Consider the following 20,959-nt stretch of genomic DNA (forward strand, 5'->3'; position numbering starts at 1 on the left):
GGCGGGACCGGTGGATCATCCACCGGTCCCGCCGATTCATGCTTTAGGCCGGGAGGCCCGGGCTGTTAGACGTCAGCGCCTTCAGCCGGTTCCTCGGCGTGTGCACGCTCGGTGTCGGCCGGAGCCTCTTCCTCGGCGACCACGGGGGCGAGGGACAGCTTTCCGCGGTCGTCGATCTTGGTGATTTCCACCTGGACCTTCTGGCCGACGGAGACGACGTCCTCCACGTTGTCCACGCGCTTGCCGTTGGCCAGCTTGCGGAGCTCGGAGATGTGCAGGAGCCCGTCCTTGCCCGGGGTCAGGGAGACGAAGGCACCGAAGGTGGTGGTCTTGACGACCGTACCCAGGTAGCGTTCGCCGATTTCCGGAACCTGCGGGTTGGCAATGGCGTTGATCGCGGAACGTGCTGCGTCTGCAGACGGACCGTTGGTGGCGCCAATGTAGACGGTGCCGTCGTCCTCGATGGAGATGTCGGCGCCGGTGTCCTCCTGGATCTGGTTGATCATCTTGCCCTTGGGGCCAATGACCTCGCCGATCTTGTCCACGGGGATCTTCACCGCGATGACGCGCGGAGCGAACTCGGAGAGCTCGTCCGGGGTGTCGATCGCGGAGTTGATGACCTCGAGGATGTGCAGGCGTGCTTCGCGGGCCTGCTTCAGGGCTGCTGCCAGGACGGAGGCAGGGATGCCGTCGAGCTTGGTGTCCAGCTGGATTGCTGTGACGAACTCGGACGTACCGGCAACCTTGAAGTCCATGTCACCGAAGGCGTCTTCGGCGCCGAGGATGTCGGTCAGGGCTGCGTAGCGGGTCTGGCCGTCAACCTGGTCGGAGACCAGGCCCATGGCGATGCCGGCAACCGGGGCCTTCAGGGGCACGCCGGCGTTCAGCAGGGACAGGGTGGAGGCGCAGACGGAACCCATGGACGTCGAACCGTTGGAACCGAGGGCTTCGGATACCTGGCGGATGGCGTACGGGAACTCCTCGCGGGACGGCAGGACGGGCACCAGGGCGCGTTCCGCCAGGGCACCGTGGCCGATTTCGCGGCGCTTGGGCGAGCCCACGCGGCCGGTTTCACCGGTGGAGTACGGCGGGAAGTTGTAGTTGTGCATGTAGCGCTTGCGCGTTACCGGCGACAGCGAGTCGATCTGCTGTTCCATCTTCAGCATGTTCAGCGTGGTGACACCCATGATCTGGGTCTCGCCGCGTTCGAAGATGGCGGAGCCGTGCACGCGGGGCAGGACCTCGACCTCGGCGGTGAGCTGGCGGATGTCCGTCAGGCCACGGCCGTCGATGCGGACCTGGTCCTTGAGGATGCGCTGGCGCACCACGTGCTTGGTGACCGAGCGGAAAGCAGCGGACAGTTCCTTCTCGCGGCCTTCGAACTGGCCGGCCAGGTTGGCCAGGACTTCGTCCTTGAGGGCGTCGGAGGCGTTGTCGCGTTCCTGCTTGTCGGCAATCTGGAAGACGGCGGCAAGCTTGTCCGCGGCAGCGGACTCGACGGCGGCGTAGGCGTCGTCCTCGTAGTCCAGGAAGACCGGGAACTCGACGGTGGGCTTGGCAGCGCGTGCTGCAAGGTCTGCCTGCGCGTCGCAGAGTGCCTTGATGAACGGCTTGGCAGCCTCAAGGCCCTCAGCCACAACCTCTTCGGTGGGGGCGGTGGCGCCCTGTTCCTTGATGAGGTTCCAGGAGTTGTCGGTGGCTTCGGCCTCGACCATCATGATGGCGACGTCGTCACCGGCAACGCGGCCGGCCACCACCATGTTGAAGACGGAGTTCTCCAGCTGGGAGTGCTTGGGGAACGCGACCCACTGCGAGCCGTTCTCGTCCGCAACCAGGGCAACGCGGACGCCGCCGATGGGGCCGGAGAACGGAAGGCCGGAGAGCTGGGTGGACATCGAGGAGGCGTTGATGGCCACGACGTCGTACAGTTCGTCGGGGTTGATCGCCAGGACGGTGACCACGATCTGGACCTCGTTGCGCAGGCCCTTGATGAAGGCGGGACGCAGGGGGCGGTCCATCAGGCGGCAGGCCAGGATGGCCTCGGTGGACGGGCGGCCTTCGCGGCGGAAGAACGAGCCCGGGATGCGGCCCGCGGCGTACATGCGCTCTTCGACGTCGACCGTCAGCGGGAAGAAGTCGAAGCCTTCACGCGGGTGCTTGCCGGCCGTGGTGGCGGACAGCAGTGCGGTGTCATCATCGATGTACACCATGGCTGCGCCGGCGGCCTGCTTCGCGAGGCGGCCGGTTTCGAAGCGGATTACGCGCTTGCCGAAGCGGCCATTGTCAATGACAGCCTCTGAGAACTGGATTTCGGGACCCTCCAAGAGAGTCACCTCCGTTTCTGTTTCACGGAAGTCCAGCCGCATCAACCCAGCCCAGCATCTGTCTACTGGCCCTGCACCCGGTCATCGATCGAGACCCACGGGCCGTCGGCTTCAGTCGACGAAGCCGTTCCCGGAGATCACTACCGAGGACCGCGAATGCGTGATGCGGTTGATCCTCCTGTTTAGTTTTAGGTGAAGAAGGCGGCCCGTTCCGGATGGAAAGGGCCGCCCCAAAGCCAGACTAGCGGCGCAGGCCGAGGCGCTCGATGAGCGAACGGTAGCGGGCGATGTCAGTCTTCTTGAGGTAGCTCAGCATACGCTTGCGACGACCAACCATGGCCAGCAGACCGCGCTGGGTGTGGTAGTCGTGCTTGTGCTCCTTCATGTGCTCAGTCAGATCCTTGATCCGCTGGGTCAGAACGGCAACCTGGACCTCGGGTGAACCGGTGTCGCCTTCGGCGGTTGCGTATTCCTTGATGATGGACTGCTTTACAGCGGCGTCAAGTGCCACAATAACTCCTTGGGAATGTGCCGTGAGGGCCCAGGTCAGAAACTCACTGCCGGGTCTGCCGCGTGCGTCCCGCCCGGAAAACCGGAGGCGGCCGCCAACAACAGGAGCCAGCCGCCACGGACTGCAGCCGGATCCATCGTCCAGTTTACCGGCCCGGGCCTAACCTTGTCGAAACAGTGCGCTCAGCTTCGCAGGCGGTCCCTGACGGCCGCCATGCCCTGCAGCACTTCCGCGAAGCTGGTGCTCAGCGGCGACAGCCCGATCCGGATGCCGTGCGGGGACCGGAAGTCCGGGATCACGTCGCTGTCCCAGAGCGACTCCACGGTGGCTTTCGTGAAGTCCGGGTGGTCCACCGTGATGTGCCCGCCCCGCTCCTCCGGGTTGCGCGGGGTGGCGAGCGTGGCTCCGAGCGGCGCCAGCCACGCGTCGAACACCTCCACCGCGAAGGCGGTGAGGTCCACGGACTTCGCCCGGATGGCAGCCATGCCGGCCTCCTCGATGAGGTCCAGGGTGCCCTGCATGGCGATCATGCCGAAAATGGCGGGCGTGCCGCTGAGGAAGCCGCGGATGCCTGCAGCGGGTTCGTAGCCTGCGGCCATCTCGAAGGCGTCCTTGCGGCCCATCCATCCCCAGATCGGCTGGTTGAGTGCGGGCAGGTGCCGGGCATTGACATAGGCGAAGGCAGGTGAGCCGGGACCGCCGTTGAGGTACTTGTAGGTGCAGCCAGCGGCGAAGTCGACGTCCGCATCGTCCAGGCCGATCTCCACCGACCCCGCAGAATGGCAAAGATCCCACACCACCAGCGCGCCGGCGTCGTGTACTGCTGCGGTGATGCCCGGCAGGTCCGCGAGGTGGCCCGAGCGGTAGGCGATCTGGCTGAGGAGGACGACGGCGGTGCGCGGCCCGGTGGCCTGGCGCACCTGGTCAAGGGTCACCCCGGCGGCCGGGTCCGGCTCGATCCAGCGGAGGGTCAGGCCCTCCTCGAGGGCGATGCCCTCCACCAGGTAGCGGTCGGTGGGAAAGTTCTCGGTGTCCAGCACAAGTTCGTTGCGGTCCGGGTCCTGCACGGCGGCAAGGGCTGCGCGGATGATCTTATAGAGCACCACGGTGGTGGAATCGGCGATGATCGTTTGTCCCGGAGCCGCGCCCAGGACGGCCCGGCCCAGCTGGTCACCGATGGCCTGCGGCAGGTTGAGCCATTGCTCGTCCCACCCCCGGATGAGGCGGCCGCCCCACTCATCCCTGACGAAAGCGGCGACGTCGTCCGCGGTCCGCTTCAGCGGCCGGCCCAGGGAATTGCCGTCCAGGTAGGACAGGGGCGTCTCCGTGCCGATGAAGCGGTCCCGGTAGTGGGCCAGCGCATCCCGGCGGTCGAGCTCTTCGGCGCGGCCGCGGAGCTCTTCGGCGGTGACGTCGGTGGGGTTTTCCTGGTGGATGCTCATTGTCCGATCTCCGTCCTGACAGCGAATAGTTCCGGGAAGAACGTCAGTTCCAGGGCCTTCTGCAGGAAGGTCACACCACTGGAGCCGCCGGTGCCCGTCTTCATGCCGATGGTCCGCTGGACGGTGCGCAGGTGCCGGAACCGCCACAGCTGGAAGTTGTCCTCCAGGTCCACCAGTTCCTCGCACGCCTCATAGGCCGCCCAGTTCTCCGCCGCGTGTTCGTAGATGTGCTTGAAGAGCGGTACCAGTTCCGGGGCGAACTCGTGGGCGCGGGTCACGTCCCGGTCCAGGACGGAACGCGGCACGTCGAAGCCCTGCCGGGAGAGATAGGCCAGGAACTCGTCGTAGATGCTGGGAGCGGCTAGCAGTTCCTCGAGCATGGCGTGGGCCTCTGGGTCGGACTCGAAGACAGGGAGCATCTTGCGGTTCTTGTTGCCCAGGACAAACTCCACTGCCCGGTACTGCGCGGACTGGAAGCCCGAGGAGTTGCCCAGGAAGCCGCGGAACTGGGAGTACTCGGTAGGCGTCAGCGTGGCCAGCACCGACCACTGCTCGGTGAGGGTCTTCTGGATGTGTTTGACCCGGGCAATGCCCTTGAGCGCCGACCCCAGGTCGTCTGTGCGGAGCCAGGCGGCAGCGCTGCGCAATTCATGGAGCACCAGTTTCAGCCACAGCTCCGTGGTCTGGTGCTGGATGATGAACAGCAGCTCATCGTGGTGTTCGGGCTGGCTGACCGGCTGCTGGGCACTGAGCAGGGTGGGAAGCTGGAGGTAGGAGGCGTAGCTCATCCGTGAGCTGAAGTCGCGGACGATCCCCTTATCCAGCTTGCGGGTGTTCTTCTCGACGGACACGTACTGCCTTTCGTTGTTGTCACCCGGTTGTTGCCGCCCCTGCGGAGGCAGCGGTCAGCGGCCACCCAGGAGTTCGTGGGCCTGCGCCACGTCCAGGCGCATCTGTTCCACCAGGGCTTCAGGGCCACGGTAGGCCACCATGCCGCGGAGCCGCTGCACGAATTCGATGATTACTGTCTGGCCGTACAGATCGAAGTCCTCCACCGCTTCCTTGGGCCGGTCGATGACGTGCGCCTCCACCTGGCGGCTGACGCCGTCGAACGTGGGGTTGGAGCCCACCGAAATGGCCGCGGGCCAGCGCTTGCCGGCCTGGTCCACCAGCCAGCCGGCGTAGATGCCGTCGGCCGGGATCAGCCCCGAGGCGTCCGAGGAAAGGTTTGCGGTGGGAAAGCCAAGGGCCCTGCCCCGGGCTGCGCCGTGCACCACCTCACCGCGCATCCGGTGCGGCCTGCCCAGGACGGACGCAGCGGTGGCGACGTCTCCCTCCTGGAGGGCTTCGCGCACCCAGGTGGAGGAACAGCGGCGGTCCGTGCCGTCGTCGTCGTGCAGGGGATATCCCTCGGAGCCGAACTCACTGATGACCTGCACATCGAAGCCGAACTTTTCGCCAAGCTCCTTCATGGTGTCCAAATCGCCCGAGTTCCCCCGCCCGAAGCGGGCGTCGTGGCCGATCACCACGTGGCCGGCGTGCAGGCAGTCCACCAGGTACTGCTCCACGAACTCCTCGGCCGTGAGGCTCGCCAGGTCCAGGGAATACTTGACCACCAGGATGGCGTCCAGGCCCAGCTCGCCGAGGGCTTCCAGCTTGTCGTCCAGGCCCATAATCAGTTCGGGAGCTGCCTCGGGCCGGTGGATGACTGCCGGGTGGGGGTCAAAGGTGATGGCCACGGCTTTCGCCTGGGAAAGCCGTGCCAAACGCACCAGTTGGGACAGCACCTGCTGGTGGCCCCGGTGAACGCCGTCGAAGTTGCCGAAAGTGACAACAGATGGGCCGAAATCCGCCGGGACATCGGACGGATCGTTCCAGATGTAAACCATCACCCTCGCCTTAAGCTGCCTGCAAGCATCAACGTTCCGTCACCCATACCGGCGGCGGACCTCTTCAAGGTTACCCGGATTCGCTGCCCGTACTTTGCCTTCACTTCGCGGCCCCGGCCTGGGGCTGCCGGGCCAGTGAGGGCCGGCGCCGGTAGAGCCACACCAGCCCCAGGATGGGCAGCAGCAGCGGAACGAAGCCGTAGCCGCGGCCAAAAAGCGACCAGACGGTTTCGTGCGGAAACTGCACGGAGTCCAGGATGCTCAGCGTCCCCACCACCAGCACGCCGGCGAGCTCAACAAGCACGGCGGCAACGGAGACTTTGAACCAGGTGGTGCCTGCCTTGGCCAGCGACACCGTGGCAAGGATGTACACCACGGCGGCGAAGGCAGAGAGCAGATACGCCAGCGGAGCCTCGTTGAACTTGGTGAGGATCTGGTAGCCGGCCCGCGCGGTGGCGGAAATGGCGAAGATCCCGTACACGGCAATGAGCAGCCGGCCGGGACCGGTGTTGCGGGTATTGCGCACGGGCGCGTCTCCGGTGGCCGAGGGCTGCTGGTCTTTCATACGTGCTGCTTCTCCCATTTCAGTACCAGATCTGGTTCATGCGCGCGGCCATCACCAATGCCGTGACGCCGACCGCTGCCAGGACAAAATTGCTCCACCGGGTCCGTTCCAGGATGGACCAGTAGATTGCCGCCGGCGGCAGCAGCATCGCGGTGGCCATGTAGCCCCAGAATTCCCACGCCTCGCCGGCAATCGGTTCGCCGGCCACAACGCGGACAATCGAACCCACCAGATAGACCACCAGGGCCACTTCCACCGCCACGACGGACAGGATGGTCACGTCGTTCGGTGCCTTCTTGAGGATTCCTGCGCCCAGGCACAACAGTGTGGACACCAGCCCCACGACGAGGATGATCCAAAAATATGCGTCCACGCTCAGGCCTCCGCGGCAGCGGCCGCGGCCGCTCCGTTGCCGGGGGCGAAGACGAGTACGGGCTTGGCGTAGCTTCCCGCGTCGGCGAGAAGCGCCACCAGGGTGCCGTCGGGAGCGAAGGCCGCCGCCGGGTGCTCGGCGGTGGCGGCGCCCGGGGTTCCTGCTGCCGGGCCGGCTCCGATCCGCCGGCCAAAGGAAATCTCGGCGGTTTCCTCCGCGGTGAGTTCACGGTTGGGCATCAGGGCTCGGGCGGCAAGGGACATGTCCAGGACGTTGAGCTCTTCGGCGAGCTGTTCCAGGGTGCGCGCCTGGTCCAGGGTGTAGGGACCAACCTGGGTTCGCCGCAGTGCCGTCAGGTGGCCGCCGACGCCCAGGGTGCTGCCCAGGTCCCTGGCCAGGGCGCGGATGTAGGTCCCTGACGAGCATTCAACCGTCACATCCAGGTCCACGTCCCCGGCTTCGGCGTCCCGGCGGACAGAATGCACATCGAACCGGTGGATCGTGACGGGACGGGCTGCAAGCTTGACGTCCTCCCCGGACCGAACCCGCGCATAGGCGCGTTCGCCGTTGACCTTGATGGCGCTGACGCTGCTGGGCACCTGCTGGATATCGCCCGTGAGCGCTGCGACGGCGTCGAGGATCTGTTCATCGCCGACCCCCGCGGCGCTGGTGGTGGCCGTGACCTCACCTTCGGCGTCGTCCGTCACGGTGGACTGGCCCAGCCGGATGGTGGCGGTGTAGGTCTTGGAGGTTCCCACGATGTAGGTCAGCAGCCGGGTGGCTTTGTTGATGCCCAGCACCAGCACGCCCGTGGCCATGGGATCGAGGGTGCCTGCATGCCCCACTTTCCGGGTACCTGCGAGGCGCCGCATCCGGCCAACCACATCATGGCTGGTCCATCCCTGCGGCTTGTCCACTATCACCAGTCCAGAAAGCACGCCTCCCAGTATATCGGCGCAGGTTGGGGCCCCCGCGCAGGGCGGCGACGGGCGACCGGACGACGGCGGCAGGCGACCGGGTGGGCCAGCCACCTGGTGCGGGCCGAAGGCGGGCCGACGGCGGCAGGCGACCAGGCGGGCCAGTCACCGGGTGCGGGCGGAAGGCGGGCCGGCGGCGGCTAGGATGGCTGGCATGCCTGAGCTTGCCGCCCATGTCCGCGACGTGCCCGTCAACCAGATCCGCGAGATTACCGAGGCCGCGTGGCGGACTCCCGGCGCTGTGGTGCTGAGTATCGGGGAGCCTGGCTTCCCGCTCCCCCGCCATGTCCTTGACGCCGGCATCGCCTGCCTGGACCGCGACGAGACCAACTACACGCCCAACGCCGGGATCCCTGCCCTCCGTGAGGCGTTCGCCGCCCGGTTCCGGGAAGAGCAGGGCGTGGACGTCGGGGCCGACCGGGTTTACGTGGTGTCCGGCGCCCAGCAGGGGCTGCACTTTGCGATGAGCCTGCTCCTCTCCCCCGGCGATGAGATCCTCATTCCCAACCCTGGCTACCCCACCTTCGCCATGACCAGCCGGCTGCTGAATGCCGTCCCGGTGGGCTACCCGCTGCACCCGGAACATGGCTTCCAGCCGCGGGTGGCCGACGTGGCGGCCGTGATCACCGGCCGGACACGCGTCCTGGTCCTCAATTCGCCGTCCAACCCGCTGGGCGCGGTACTCGGTGAAGACCTGGTCCGCGAACTGATGGACCTGGCCCGCCGCCACGACATCTGGGTGATCTCGGACGAGTGCTACGAGGCGTTCACGTATGACGTCCCGCACGTCAGCCCGGCACGGTTCGACGGCGCCGTGCCGGACGACGCGCGGGTGTTCACGTCGCTGACGCTGTCCAAGACCTACGGGCTGACGGGGCTGCGGATCGGCGCGCTGGTCTGCCCGCCGGGGCTTGAACGGAAAATGGACAACGTCATGGAGTCCATCGTCTCGTGCGTGGCATCGGCGCCGCAGTACGCGGCGCTGGCGGCCCTGACCGGCCCGCAGGATTACGTCCGGCACGCGCACCGGCATTACAAGGACAACCGGGACGCCGCTTCAGCTGTCCTGGCGGCCAAGGGGATCCGCTACCTTCCGGCGCAGGGTGCCTTCTATCTGTGGGCTGACATGTCGCACGTGACCGGCGGCGATGTGCGGGGCTGGGTGCGGCGCTTCCTCGCGGATTCGGGTGTGGCCCTGGCCCCGGGAACGGCCTTCGGTTCCATCGGCGAGGGGTGGGTGCGGATTGCGCTGTGCGGCCGGAAGGAGGAACTGCTGGAAGGGGTGTCCCGGCTTCCGGCAGTTCTGTCCTGAGCTTGCTCCTGCAGTGCGTGCGGCGTCCCGGGTGGGTTAACTCCGCCGCCTTAACTCCTGCGGGTTAACTCCGCGCGCCGGCAAGTGCCTTGTCCAGCCAGGACCGCAGGACCTGCGCGGGCGCGGCTCCGGCCTGGCGGGCCGCGACCTTGCCGTCAACGATCACCATCAGCGTGGGAATGGCCTGGACGTCGAAGCGCCGCGAGAGGCCGGGCGAGGTGTCCACATCCACCTTCACCAGCTTGATCTTCCCGGGCCGTTCCCGGGCCAGCTTGTCCAGCACCGGACTGACCATGCGGCAGGGGCCGCACCAGGCGGCCCAGAAGTCGACCAGCACCGGAACCGACGACTGTTCGGCCACGGCGGCAAAATCGCTGTCACCGGCGGATACGATCCAGGGCAGGTCCGCCTTGCAGTTGCCGCAGCGGGGGTGGCCGGCGGCCTGGGCAGGCACACGGTTGGTCTTCCCGCAGGCCGGGCAGCTGAGAAGCGCGGATTCCATGGCTAGTATTCCTTCCTGCCCTCGAACGCGCGCCACGCCTGGAAGGGGACGTCCGACGCCGGGATGTCACCCCTGGTGACCGGCATCAGTTCCGGCGCGGCACCATTGAAGTAGTCGTAGAAGAGCGCGTCATCGAAGCCTGCCGCGGCAGCACCGTGGCGGTCCGCGGCGAAGTAGACCCGCCCAATCCGGGCCCAGAGGGCGGAGGCAAGGCACATGGGGCACGGCTCGCAGCTGGCGTAGAGGACGGAGCCGGTGAGGTCGAAGTCCGCCGTCGCGGCAGCTGCCGCCCGAATGGCCACCACTTCGGCGTGGGCGGTGGGGTCGTTGTCCCGGGTCACCCTGTTGACGCCGGCATGCACGCGCCCGTCAGGAGTAACCACCACGGCACCAAAAGGCCCGCCACCCTCACTGACATTCCGCGTGGCCAAGTCCACGGCCTGTTCGAGGTATGCCGCCCACTCATGGTTCCTGCCCTGGTTGGCCTGCTGGAGGGAGCTGCTGCCCTGGTCCGCGGAGTTCATACCACGATCCTAGCCACGGCTGCAGTATGGGGGGACGAAAAGGGGGCGATGTAGGGGGTTTCCCCCAACGACTACCCACAGGTAGGGGCCTACGCTTGCGCCCGGGGGATCCGTTTTGCCTCTGCGGAGGCTATATATCCAGCCCGCAAGGGCCTCGCACCCCGGAGAATCCAATGAAACGAAAACTTACTTTAGTCACTTGCATGGCCACTGCCATGGTGGTCCAGGCAGGTCCGGCGTTCGCGTCCAGCCACGACCCCGACTACGAGACCATGGCCACAGGCCTCGTCTCGCCGCTCCATCTCGCCGTAGGGGACGGCGAATCCGTGCGGGTCAGCCAGGACTTTGCCGGGATACTCACCCGTGTCGAGCACGATGGTGAACGCCACGACGTCTACACAGCCAAGAAAGGCTGGGAAGTCGCCGGCGCGGATATTCGCGACGACACCACGTATTTCCTGGAAAGCATTGGAGCCGGTCAGGGTGACCCCTCGGCCCTCCACGGCTACCTGAAGTCGATTGATTCCAGGGGCGATGTGGATACTATCGCCAACTTCGCCGACTACGAACGGAAGGTCAATCCTGATGGCAAGCAACACTACGGCTTCGAGGCCGATGTAAGCCAGCAGTGCCTCACTGAAGCGGGAGCCATCCCCGACGCCCCTCCCGCACAGTACACCGGAGCCGTGGACTCACATCCTTACGCCGTGGCAGTCCAGAAAGATACAGCATATGTGGCCGATGCAGGCATGAACGCGGTCCTCAAGGTCGACCTGGAGTCTGGCAGGATCTCGACGGTTGCAGTCCTTCCGCCAAGGCCCGTGAAGCTGACTGCGGAAGTTGCAGCATCGCTGGCCGCTCCGGACTGCGCCGGCTTCTCGTACGCTTTTGAGCCGGTTCCCACGGACGTGGAAATTGGTCCGGACGGCTGGCTGTACGTTTCATCGCTTCCGGGCGGACAGCCGGGCCCATCAATGGGTGCCCGCGGTGCCATCTTCAAAGTCAATCCGTGGAGCGGCGAGACGAAACTGTGGCAGGACCACATCCTCACGCCTACGGGGCTGGCCGTGACCGACAAGGGTGATGTGTATGTCGCATCCCTGTTCGGCGGGGAAATCCTGAAGTTCAACTCCGAGGGCGATCGATCGCATTTCCTGACGGTCAACATGCCCGCCGACGTTGAGTTCAGGGCTGGGGACGTCTTCGCAACGGTGGACGCCCTGGTTGGCGTGTCGGACCCTGAGGCGCCTGCCGCTCCCATGACGAAGCCTGGCGGCCGCCTGATCGAGGTGGACCTCCACTAAGGCGGAAACAACAAAACGGCAGGACCCACATTGGGTCCTGCCGTTTTCAGGGCGTGGCGCTTGAGCCCGGACTACTTGTTGCCGTCCTCGTCAAGGTCCTCATCGTCACTGAGGTCAAGGTCCTCTTCGTCGAAGTCGTCCTCGTCGATGTCAACGTTGCCGGCGGCATCGGACTTGTAGGGGTCGGCGTCGCCCGCGTGCTTGGCCTTGGCGGCCAGGGCGGCCACCTCGGCGTCACGCTTCTTGGCTTCGCGGAGGAGGTCCTCAAGGTTGGAGGCGTTGACCGGAATCTGGTCGGCCACGAACTCAAGCGTGGGGGTCAGCCGGACGGTGATGTTCCGGCCGACTTCCTGCCGGAGTACGCCCTTGGCCTTCTCCAGGCCCTTGGCGGCATCCGCCTGGACAGCCTGGTCACCAAAGACGGTGTAGTAGACGGTGGCGTGCTGCAGATCATTGGTCACGCGGGCATCGGTAACGGTGATCCCCTCCAACCGGGGATCCTTAACCTTCCGGCCCAGGGCCTCAGCCACAACAACCTTAATCCGCTGCGCCAACTTGGCAGCACGTGCCGGATCAGCCATGAACAACTCCTAAGAAAAATATGGGACGTACGACGGCGGCGGTGGGCCGGCGTCGAACGTTTCAGTTATGTGCCACGCGCTAAAGGCGGGCCAACGACCATGCCGTCGGGATTTTCCGGCGGCGCTTTGGAGCCGTGAAGGGGGCCCGGGAGTGGCATCGGGCCTGCCGGAGACGGGTGGCTGACGATCGCAGATCGCCAGCCACCCGTCGTAGGGGCGGGGCCCCCTTCACGGCGGAAAAGCGGGGGCCGCCGGGAGATCCCGACGGCCCCACACCAGACAGACTAGACGCGCGGCTTCTCGCGCATCTCGAAGGTCTCGATGATGTCGCCTTCGGTGATGTCGTTGTACGACCCAAGACCGATACCACACTCGAAGTCCGTGCGGACCTCGGTGGCGTCGTCTTTGAAGCGCTTGAGCGACTCAACGGTGAGGTTGTCACCGATGATCTTGCCGTCGCGGCTGACGCGTGCCTTGGCGTTGCGTCGGATGATGCCCGAGCGGACGATCGAGCCGGCGATGTTTCCGAACTTGGAGGAGCGGAAGACTTCGCGGACCTCGGCGGTGCCGAGCTGGACTTCTTCGTATTCCGGCTTGAGCATGCCCTTGAGCGCCATCTCGATGTCATCGATTGCTGCGTAGATGACGGAGTAGAAGCGCATGTCGACGCCTTCGCGGTCAGCCAGTTCGGCAACCCGCTCGGCGGGCTTGACGTTGAAGCCGATGATGACGGCGGAGTCGACCGTTGCCAGGTTGACGTCGTTCTGGGTGATGGCACCCACGCCGCGGTGGATGACGCGCAGCTGCACGCCTTCGCCGACGTCGATCTTGAGCAGTGCGTCTTCGAGGGCTTCCACGGCACCGGACACGTCACCCTTGAGGATGAGGTTGAGGGTGTCGATCTTGCCTTCGGCGACGGCCTGGTCGAAGTCTTCCAGGCTGATGCGCTTGCGGCGCTTGGCCAGGGCGGCGTTGCGGTCGGCGGCTTCACGCTTCTCGGCGATCTGGCGGGCGGTGCGCTCGTCAGCGGTCACGAAGAAGGTGTCACCGGCGCGCGGCACGTTGGACAGACCCAGCACCTGGACGGGGCGGGACGGGCCGGCCTCGGTCAGGGCGCTGCCGTCGTCGTCGAACATCGCACGGACGCGGCCGTGGGCCGTGCCTGCCACGATGGTGTCGCCGACGCGCAGGGTGCCGGACTGGACCAGGACGGTGGCAACAGCACCGCGGCCCTTGTCCAGGTTGGCTTCGATCGCGATGCCTCGGGCGTCCTTGTTCGGGTTGGCGCGCATGTCCAGGGCTGCATCCGCGGTGAGCAGGACAGCCTCGAGCAGCTCGTCGATGTGAAGGTTCTGGCGGGCAGAGACTTCCACGAACATGGTGTCGCCACCGTATTCCTCGGGAACCAGGCCGTACTCGGTCAGCTGGCCACGAACCTTTTCAGGGTTGGCGCCTTCCTTGTCGATCTTGTTCACGGCCACGACGATCGGCACGTTGGCCGCCTGGGCGTGGTTGAGGGCTTCAACGGTCTGGGGCATCACGCCGTCGTCCGCTGCCACCACGAGGATGGCGATGTCGGTAACCTTCGCACCACGGGCACGCATGGCGGTGAACGCCTCGTGGCCTGGGGTATCGATGAAGGTGATCTTCCGGTCTTCGCCTTCGTGGTTGTGCGTGACCTGGTAGGCACCGATGTGCTGGGTGATGCCGCCGTGTTCGCCCGCCATGACGTCGGACTTGCGGATGGCATCGAGCAGCCGGGTCTTACCGTGGTCGACGTGGCCCATGACGGTGACTACTGGAGGACGTGCCTCGAGTTCCTCGTCGCCTTCGGCTTCGAGCTCGGCGTCAAAGTCGATGTCGAAGCTGGAGAGCAGCTCGCGCTCCTCGTCCTCCGGCGAAACGACCTGGAGCTTGTAGCCAAGTTCCTCGCCAAGCAGGGCGAAGGTGTCCTCGTCCAGCGACTGGGTGGCGGTGGCCATTTCACCAAGGTGGAACAGCACGGTGACCAGTGCGGCGGGGTTTGCCTCGATCTTGTCGGCAAAGTCCGTGATGGACGAACCGCGGCGCAGCCGGATGACGGTGTTGCCGTCGCCGCGGGGTACGCTCACGCCACCCAGCGACGGGGCACTCATCTGCTCAAGTTCCTGGCGCTTCGCGCGCTTGGACTTGCGCTGCTTGCCACGGCCTGCGCCGCCCTTGCCGAAGGCACCCTGGGTGCCGCCGCGTCCGCGGCCGCCCTTGCCGAAGCCACCACCGGCGGGAGCACCGCCGCCGCCACCGGGACCACCGGTGCCGGGAGCGCCGCCGGGGCGTCCGGGTCCGCGGCCGCCGCCGGGACGGCCGGCACCTGCGGGTGCGGGACGCTCGGTGCGGTTGGGCATCATGCCGGGAGTGGGACGGGGTCCGCCGGGGCGCGGGGCACCGGGACGGGGTCCGCCTGCACCGGCTGCGGGACGGGGACCACCGGCACCGGCTGCGGGACGCGGCCCACCCGGACGGGGTCCGCCTGCGCCTGCTGCGGGACGGGGACCACCGGGACGGTCGCCGTCGGTGCGGCTTCCACCGGGCCGGGGCATGCCCTGCGAGGTGGCAAACGGGTTGTTGCCTGGACGGGGTGCGCGCTCACCGTCTCCACCACGGCCGCGGGGCATGCCCTGCGAGGTGGCGAAGGGGTTGTTGCCCGGGCGGGGACCGCCGGGACGGGGACCGGATGCACCGGGCGTGGATCCACCCGGACGGGTGGAGGGAGCGGGGGCATCGGCCTTCGGGGCAGGACGTGCACCGGGCTTGGCACCGGTGGACGGAGCACCCGCGGACGGTGCAGCCGGAGCCGCAGGCGCGGAAGCGGCGGGGGCTGCCGGAGCTGCTGCCTGTGCGGGAGCGGCGGGAGCAGCCGGAGCCGGTGCCTGGGCCTTGGGGGCCGGAGCCTTGGGCGCAGCCGGGCCGGGAGCCGGGGCTGAAGGACGTGAATCTGCTGCGGGGGCGGGCGCCTTGGGCGCAGCGGCGGGGGCAGCCGGCGCCGCTGACTTGGCAGCTGCGTCGGGGAAGGCGTTGCGCAGTTTCCGCACAACGGGGGCCTCAATGGTTGAAGAGGCGGAGCGAACGAATTCGCCCAGTTCCTGCAGTTTTGTCACTGCATCTTTGGAAGTTATACCGAGCTCTTTGGCGAGCTCGTGTACGCGGACCTTGGCCACATTTCTCCTGTCTCGGTCCGCACCGAGCCAGGCACGAACCGTCTACTTCTTACTGCGGACCCCAGCCGCTGTTGATGCGAAGGGGCCCATTGCAGAGCGCAACAAAGTTGTCATCGTTACGCACTCATCGCTGGGAACTCATCGGGTTTCCATCAGATTTCTGACCCGCTTTCAGGTTTGGACGGTTGGTGTTGCAGCCACCGGGGCGGCGTCAACGTTCGGGCCTGACATGATCCAGTGTTCGACGGCGGCTGTCCCGGCCGCGCCGTTGAGGGCACGTCCGAATGCTCGCCGCTTGATCGCCAGAGCCAGGCACGATTGGCTGGGGTGCAGCCAAGCACCCCGGCCAGCCATCCGGCGTCGTTCATCCACCACGACAGCGGTTGACCCGCTGCCTTCGGCGACGAGCCGGAGCAACTGCGACCGCGGGCCTTTCTTTCGGCAGCCGATGCAGGTACGTTCGGGCTGACTTCCGGTGGAAGGTACTTCTGCCACGGTCATCGTCCTGACGTTCACTCTGCTGGCCCCGGGCTTACCGCTTCCGCTGTCACGGAAACGAGCACGCCCAAGGCACACGGCTACCGGCCGTAAGGCGCGGTCCTATCTATTCTAGCCCCTTTGGGGCCGTTCTGCCCGAAACGGGTGGCCGCCGCGTTGCGGGGGCCATCCCGTCCGCGGACATTACTTGTCGCGGGCTACCGCGGCGTCGGAGACAATGTCGATCCGCCAGCCGGTCAGCTTCGCCGCCAGGCGGGCGTTCTGGCCCTCCTTGCCGATGGCAAGCGACAGCTGGTAGTCGGGAACCACGACGCGGGCAGACCGCGTGGCTTCGTCCGTGATGGTGACGGAATTCACACGGGACGGCGAGAGTGCGCTGGCGATGAAGGTGGCCGGGTTCTCGCTGAAGTCCACGATGTCGATTTTTTCGTCGTTCAACTCCGTCATGACCGCCCGGACGCGGGAGCCCATTTCGCCGATGCAGGCGCCCTTGGCGTTGATCCCCGGGGTGTTCGCCTTGACCGCGATCTTGGTGCGGTGGCCGGCTTCCCGGGCCAGCGCAACGATCTCCACCGAGTGGTCGGCAATTTCGGGCACTTCGAGTTCGAAGAGCTTGCGGACCAGGCCCGGGTGCGAGCGGGACAGGGTAACCGAGGGTCCCTTGGTGCCGCGGTGCACGTCGATGACCAGTGCGCGCAGGCGATTGCCGTGCACGTACTTCTCCCCGGGAACCTGCTCGGGCGGCGGCAGGAGCGCCTCGATGGAGCCGAGGTTGACCTGGATCATGTGCGGGTTGTTGCCCTGCTGGATGGTGCCGGACACCAGTTCGCCTTCACGGCCCTTGAACTCGCCCAGGACGTTGTCGTCCTCAACGTCGCGGAGCCGCTGCAGGATGATCTGACGGGCGGTGCTGGCGGCGATGCGGCCGAATCCCTCCGGCGTGTGCTCGAATTCGCCAATGGGCGCGCCGTCGTCGTCAAGTTCGACAGCCCAGATGGTCACGTGCCCGCTTTTGCGGTCCAGTTCGGCGCGCGCTTTTTCGAAGGCGCCGGGCGACTTGTGGTAGGCCACCAGGAGCGCCTGCTCGATGGTGGGGATCAGGAGGTCCAGCGGGATTTCACGCTCACGCTCCAAAAGTCTCAGTGCGCTCATGTCAATATCCATCAGGCCTCCTCAGAAGGTCCATTGTGTTCAGGTTCCAGACCGTCCTCCGGGAGGTGGCTGAATTCGATCTCGACTTTTCCGTTGCGGATCCTGTCGAAAGGAAGCTTTACGGGTTCACCCTGCCGGGGCTTCATGCCCTTCTTCGCGGCGATCTCAGGGACCAGGGTCACTCCCCCGTCGTCCACGGACTGGATGCGTCCGGTGATGTTTTCGCCCTGGATCACGTTGACTTTGGCCATCCTGCCCTTGGCGCGGTGCCAGTGCCGGGGTTCGGTCAGCGGCCGTCCGACGCCGGGCGAGGACACCTCGAGGTCGTAGGGGCGGGTGTCGGACTGGGGGTCGTTGTCGAGGACGTCGGAAAGCACTCTCGAGATGTCGGCGATGACGTCCAGGCTGACGCCGCCCGTCTCCTCCTGGGGCAGGTCCACCACAACGTGGACCACCCGGTGGGAACCGGCGATGTTGATGACGACGTCTTCCAGGTAGAGGCGGTTGGCCTGGACGGCAGGTTCCAGGAGGGCCCGGAGCCGGGCGGCTTCGGGATTGTGGGCCGGGGTGGACCCGGTTCCCGTGCCGGTGTGGTCTGGTGAAGCCGTAGCTTCTGCGTTGCTCACGATGCCGGCCGCCTCCCTATAGATGATGTGGTGTTTACTAGCGTAGCTATTTTACCGGCCCATTGGTGCACCCGGGTTCCCCCTCGGCATGACACCATGGTCTGTTGTGAAAGACCGCCCCCAGGACTCCGCCCGACGCATCCGCCCGTTCCGGTTGGCGGCCGGCGGCCTGGCCGCGCTGGTGGTCCTGAGCCTCGGTTTCGCCCTGATTCCCGCGCAGGAACCCGCGCCGCCCGAGCCTCCGTTGTCCGAGCGGGCCCGCGCCGCGGCGTTCACTGAGGCCTTGAATCTGCGGGCTGTGGGGATGCGGCTCGCCGCCGCAGGAGCCGCTGATTCCGGCGTGTTGGACGGGGTTGTGACCTTGCTGACCATCCAGGCCAGGGCGCTCCAGGCCCCCACCCCCGCAACTGCCGCGCCTTCGCCGGCCCCATCCGCCGCGGCGACGTCGGATCCTCCGGATATCGCGGTGCTCGTCCGAGGCCTGGCTGCGAGCGGCGCCGCCCGGGTCAAGGACGCGGAAGGGGCCGACGGCGGCATGGCGCGCCTTCTGGCCGGGACCGGCACCGCCCAGCTGCTTGCGGCCGGGAGGCTCGCTGCGGCCGCCGGAGTGCCGGCGCCGCAGGGCACGCCGGCAGAACCGGGCGGTGATGCGTCCGGGGCCGGTTCGAGCGCTTCCCCCTGCGTGGCGGCGCCGTCCGCGGCGTCCGCAGGCGGGGCTACGGATGGCGGCGCGTCCGCAACCATCCAACAGGCCTTGGCGGCCGTCGTCGCTGTTGAAGAGCAAGCCATCTACGGCTACGAGGCAGCGCTTCCCCGGCTCGCCCCCACCGACGCGGGCCCGGCGTCGGAAATGCTCGGCCGGCATGAAGAGCTGGCCGCCGAAGCCGTAGAACGCCTCCGCCTGGCGTGCGGTGCTGCCCCGCCGCAACAGCCTGGCTACGTGCTCGACGGCGGATTCCTCGCCGCGCCGGCCGCAGGGCTGGCCAGGCTGGAGGCAGCGACAGTGGCGTCCTACGGGGATGCGGTGGCAGTGTCGCAGGGCCACGACCGGGAGTGGGCGCTGTCAGGACTGCAGGCCGCTGCGGGCAGGGCCGTACGGTGGGGCGCGGACCCGGGTCCCGTCCCGGGCCTGGCGCTGGACATTGACCAGCTGCCGGTCCTTGCCGACAGCGCCGGCCCGGGCCCCTCACCGGGATCCTGAACCGGCGCCCTCCGCGTGTCCCGTCTTTCCTGCTGCGGTGCTCCCGTGTGGGCTGATGCCGCGGTCTTCTCCTTGGAAAGGCAACCGCAAAGGGTGGCACCGGGCAGGCCTGAATGGTTTGCTGAAGGGATGAACGCGGACGAACCGGCCGATGCGGAGAAGGCAGCTGCCCAGGAAACCGCTGCCCGGGAAACTGCTGCTGCCGGGCAGGAACTAAGCAGCCATCGTGAGACGGAACCGCACAGCAATGACATCGCCCACCGGCTGAACTGGCTGCGCGCCGGTGTCCTGGGCGCGAACGACGGCATTGTGTCCGTTGCCGCCATTGTGGTGGGCGTGGCCGGGGCCACCTCCGAGGCAGGTCCCATCCTGGCTGCCGGAGCAGCAGGAGTGGTGGGCGGCGCGGTCTCAATGGCCCTGGGCGAGTACGTTTCCGTCAGCAGCCAGCGGGACAGCCAGCGTGCCCTGATCGAAAAGGAGCGCCGGGAACTGGCCGAGGAGCCCGAGGCTGAACTGGCAGAGTTGGCCGCCATTTATGAGGCCAAGGGCCTCTCCCCCGAAACGGCGGCCACGGTGGCCCGCGAGCTCACGGACCACGATGTCCTGGCCGCGCATCTGTCCGCCGAACTCAATATCGACGAGGCAGACATCGTCAGCCCCTGGCATGCGGCTTTCGCCTCCGCTGTAGCTTTCACCATTGGGGCCATCCTGCCCATGCTGGCCATCCTCCTTCCGCCACCGGGCATCCGTGTCCCGTTGACCTTCACCTCAGTCCTGGTGGCACTTGCCCTGACGGGAGCGCTTGGAGCCTGGATCGGGGGCGGTTCACGGTCCAAGGCCGCCGTGAGGGTTGTGGTGGGCGGCGCCCTTGCCCTTGCGGCGACCTTCGCGATCGGCAATCTGTTGGGTGCCTCCGGTGTTGTCTGAGCCCACGCTGCCCCATGCGGTCCCGGTCCCTGCGTTCCTCGAAGCACGGTACGGACGCAGCAGCGCGGGGCGGGGCTGGCTCAGCAGCCTGCCAGGCCTGCTGGCCGACCTGGTGGAGCGCTGGCATCTGGACGTCGACCTGGCTCCAGGCGGCCAGCCGTGGCACGGCCACGGCGCCATCGTGGTTCCGGTGCGGCAGGACGACGGCTCACCGGCGGCCCTCAAAATCGCATTTCCGCATGATGAGGCGCTGGTGGAACGGCATGCGCTGGCGCTCTGGGAGGGCCGTGGCGCCGTTGCCCTGCTGGCATCGGATCCGGGGACGTGCGCCATGCTGCTGGAACGGCTCGACGCCGGGCGGTCGCTTGCCGGTCTTGCCATGGACGATGCCGTGCCGGTGTGGGGTGGCCTGGTGCGGCAGCTGGGGCTTGCGCCAGACCACCGGCCCGGGTGGCAGGAGTTCGAACACATCGCCGCCCGGGCGGAGCAGTGGAGCGATGAGCTGCCGGCCGAATGGGAGCAACTGGGCCGGCCCTTTCCCAGGTGGCTCCTGGAGGCCGCCCTGGAAGTTTGCCAAACGCGGGGCGCGGTGGGACGCCGGTCTGCCCATGACGTACTGGTCCACACCGACCTGCATTTCCTGAACATCCTGGCACGCCCGGTCAGTGCAGACGCAGGGGCCACGGCCGGCGCGGCGGCGTACGCCGCAATCGATCCCCAGCCGATGATCGGCGAGCCCGAATTCGCCGTGGCACCGCTGCTGTGGAACCGGCTGGGCGACCTCCCGGAGGCACACCCCGGAGCCGCACTGCTCCGCCGCTGCCATGACGTCAGCACCGCCGCCGGCCTGGACCCCGAGGTGGCCCGCCAGTGGGGAGTTGCCCGGGAAGTGGAGAACGCGCTGTGGTACGCCGCCAAGGGCCACCGGGGCGACCTCGCCCGGTCCCTCTGGGTGGCCAGCACCCTTGCCGGAGATACGCTGGCCGACCTGCCGCATCCCCACGCACTGCCGGAACCCGGACAGGGTGGATAGCCGGGCCTGCGGGAGGATTGA

Annotated in this window: 20 protein-coding genes; 5 read left to right on the forward strand and 15 right to left on the reverse strand. The window is 67.1% G+C overall.

Going from position 1 to position 20,959, the window contains the following annotated elements; genetic code table 11:
• Positions 1-65: 65 nt before the first annotated feature.
• The 8 genes from RM50_RS11715 to truB form a co-directional block, all read right to left on the reverse strand.
• On the reverse strand, positions 66-2,324 hold the full coding sequence (locus tag RM50_RS11715; RefSeq protein ID WP_043452944.1) for a polyribonucleotide nucleotidyltransferase: 2,259 nt from the start codon (positions 2,322-2,324) through the stop codon (positions 66-68).
• A 241-nt stretch (positions 2,325-2,565) separates the two neighbouring features.
• A complete protein-coding gene (gene rpsO / locus RM50_RS11720) occupies positions 2,566-2,835 on the reverse strand; it encodes a 30S ribosomal protein S15 (RefSeq protein WP_043452786.1) in 270 nt (89 codons plus the stop codon).
• A gap of 182 nt (positions 2,836-3,017) precedes the next feature.
• Positions 3,018-4,277, reverse strand: a complete 1,260-nt coding sequence (locus RM50_RS11725) for a kynureninase (RefSeq protein WP_043452788.1) — start codon at positions 4,275-4,277, stop codon at positions 3,018-3,020.
• A complete protein-coding gene (gene kynA, locus RM50_RS11730) occupies positions 4,274-5,128 on the reverse strand; it encodes a tryptophan 2,3-dioxygenase (protein WP_043452789.1) in 855 nt (284 codons plus the stop codon). The genes RM50_RS11725 and kynA overlap by 4 nt, the downstream gene beginning before the upstream one ends.
• A 54-nt stretch (positions 5,129-5,182) precedes the next feature.
• On the reverse strand, positions 5,183-6,166 hold the full coding sequence (locus RM50_RS11735; protein ID WP_043452792.1) for a bifunctional riboflavin kinase/FAD synthetase: 984 nt from the start codon (positions 6,164-6,166) through the stop codon (positions 5,183-5,185).
• Between the two features lie 100 nt (positions 6,167-6,266).
• Positions 6,267-6,731 (reverse strand): membrane protein, encoded by a 465-nt coding sequence (locus tag RM50_RS11740; protein ID WP_043452793.1) that lies wholly within the window; start codon positions 6,729-6,731, stop codon positions 6,267-6,269.
• 19 nt (positions 6,732-6,750) lie between these two features.
• Positions 6,751-7,104: a hypothetical protein gene (locus RM50_RS11745; RefSeq protein ID WP_043452794.1), complete on the reverse strand. Its 354-nt coding sequence runs from the start codon at positions 7,102-7,104 to the stop codon at positions 6,751-6,753.
• A gap of 2 nt (positions 7,105-7,106) precedes the next feature.
• Positions 7,107-8,042: a tRNA pseudouridine(55) synthase TruB gene (gene truB, locus RM50_RS11750; protein WP_082007061.1), complete on the reverse strand. Its 936-nt coding sequence runs from the start codon at positions 8,040-8,042 to the stop codon at positions 7,107-7,109.
• A gap of 193 nt (positions 8,043-8,235) precedes the next feature.
• Between truB and RM50_RS11755 the strand changes: the two genes are divergently transcribed.
• Positions 8,236-9,393: a pyridoxal phosphate-dependent aminotransferase gene (locus RM50_RS11755; protein WP_205622259.1), complete on the forward strand. Its 1,158-nt coding sequence runs from the start codon at positions 8,236-8,238 to the stop codon at positions 9,391-9,393.
• A 64-nt stretch (positions 9,394-9,457) separates the two neighbouring features.
• Here the strand turns inward: RM50_RS11755 and trxA are convergent, their stop codons facing one another.
• Entirely contained in the window at positions 9,458-9,895 is a 438-nt protein-coding gene (gene trxA, locus RM50_RS11760; RefSeq protein WP_043452800.1) for a thioredoxin, read from the reverse strand.
• A 2-nt stretch (positions 9,896-9,897) separates the two neighbouring features.
• Positions 9,898-10,419, reverse strand: coding sequence for a nucleoside deaminase (locus RM50_RS11765; protein ID WP_043452801.1), 522 nt, complete (start codon positions 10,417-10,419; stop codon positions 9,898-9,900).
• Between the two features lie 203 nt (positions 10,420-10,622).
• On the opposite strand from RM50_RS11765, the gene RM50_RS11770 reads away from it, so the two are divergent.
• Positions 10,623-11,723 carry a ScyD/ScyE family protein gene (locus RM50_RS11770; RefSeq protein WP_240471946.1) on the forward strand — a complete coding sequence of 367 codons (1,101 nt, stop codon included), beginning with the start codon at positions 10,623-10,625 and terminating at the stop codon, positions 11,721-11,723.
• Positions 11,724-11,794: 71 nt separating this feature from the next.
• Here RM50_RS11770 and rbfA read toward each other — a convergent pair whose 3' ends face one another.
• From rbfA to rimP, 5 genes are all read right to left on the reverse strand, one after another.
• Positions 11,795-12,304: a 30S ribosome-binding factor RbfA gene (gene rbfA / locus RM50_RS11775; RefSeq protein ID WP_043452806.1), complete on the reverse strand. Its 510-nt coding sequence runs from the start codon at positions 12,302-12,304 to the stop codon at positions 11,795-11,797.
• Positions 12,305-12,588: 284 nt separating this feature from the next.
• Positions 12,589-15,501 (reverse strand): translation initiation factor IF-2, encoded by a 2,913-nt coding sequence (gene infB, locus RM50_RS11780; protein ID WP_043452808.1) that lies wholly within the window; start codon positions 15,499-15,501, stop codon positions 12,589-12,591.
• 171 nt (positions 15,502-15,672) lie between these two features.
• Positions 15,673-16,002 (reverse strand): YlxR family protein, encoded by a 330-nt coding sequence (locus tag RM50_RS20390; protein WP_082007062.1) that lies wholly within the window; start codon positions 16,000-16,002, stop codon positions 15,673-15,675.
• Positions 16,003-16,182: 180 nt separating this feature from the next.
• Positions 16,183-17,163, reverse strand: a complete 981-nt coding sequence (nusA, locus tag RM50_RS11785) for a transcription termination factor NusA (RefSeq protein ID WP_043452809.1) — start codon at positions 17,161-17,163, stop codon at positions 16,183-16,185.
• Positions 17,163-17,777, reverse strand: coding sequence for a ribosome maturation factor RimP (gene rimP, locus RM50_RS11790; RefSeq protein ID WP_043452810.1), 615 nt, complete (start codon positions 17,775-17,777; stop codon positions 17,163-17,165). The genes nusA and rimP overlap by 1 nt, the downstream gene beginning before the upstream one ends.
• A 106-nt stretch (positions 17,778-17,883) precedes the next feature.
• On the opposite strand from rimP, the gene RM50_RS11795 reads away from it, so the two are divergent.
• From RM50_RS11795 to RM50_RS11805, 3 genes are all read left to right on the forward strand, one after another.
• On the forward strand, positions 17,884-18,978 hold the full coding sequence (locus tag RM50_RS11795; RefSeq protein ID WP_052260192.1) for a DUF4439 domain-containing protein: 1,095 nt from the start codon (positions 17,884-17,886) through the stop codon (positions 18,976-18,978).
• Between the two features lie 129 nt (positions 18,979-19,107).
• Positions 19,108-19,905, forward strand: a complete 798-nt coding sequence (locus RM50_RS11800) for a VIT1/CCC1 transporter family protein (RefSeq protein WP_043452811.1) — start codon at positions 19,108-19,110, stop codon at positions 19,903-19,905.
• Entirely contained in the window at positions 19,898-20,938 is a 1,041-nt protein-coding gene (locus RM50_RS11805; RefSeq protein ID WP_043452947.1) for an aminoglycoside phosphotransferase family protein, read from the forward strand. The genes RM50_RS11800 and RM50_RS11805 overlap by 8 nt, the downstream gene beginning before the upstream one ends.
• Positions 20,939-20,959 lie beyond the last annotated feature (21 nt).

The organism is Pseudarthrobacter phenanthrenivorans, assembly GCF_000813845.1.
In the GTDB taxonomy this organism is placed as follows: Bacteria; Actinomycetota; Actinomycetes; order Actinomycetales; family Micrococcaceae; genus Arthrobacter; species Arthrobacter phenanthrenivorans_B.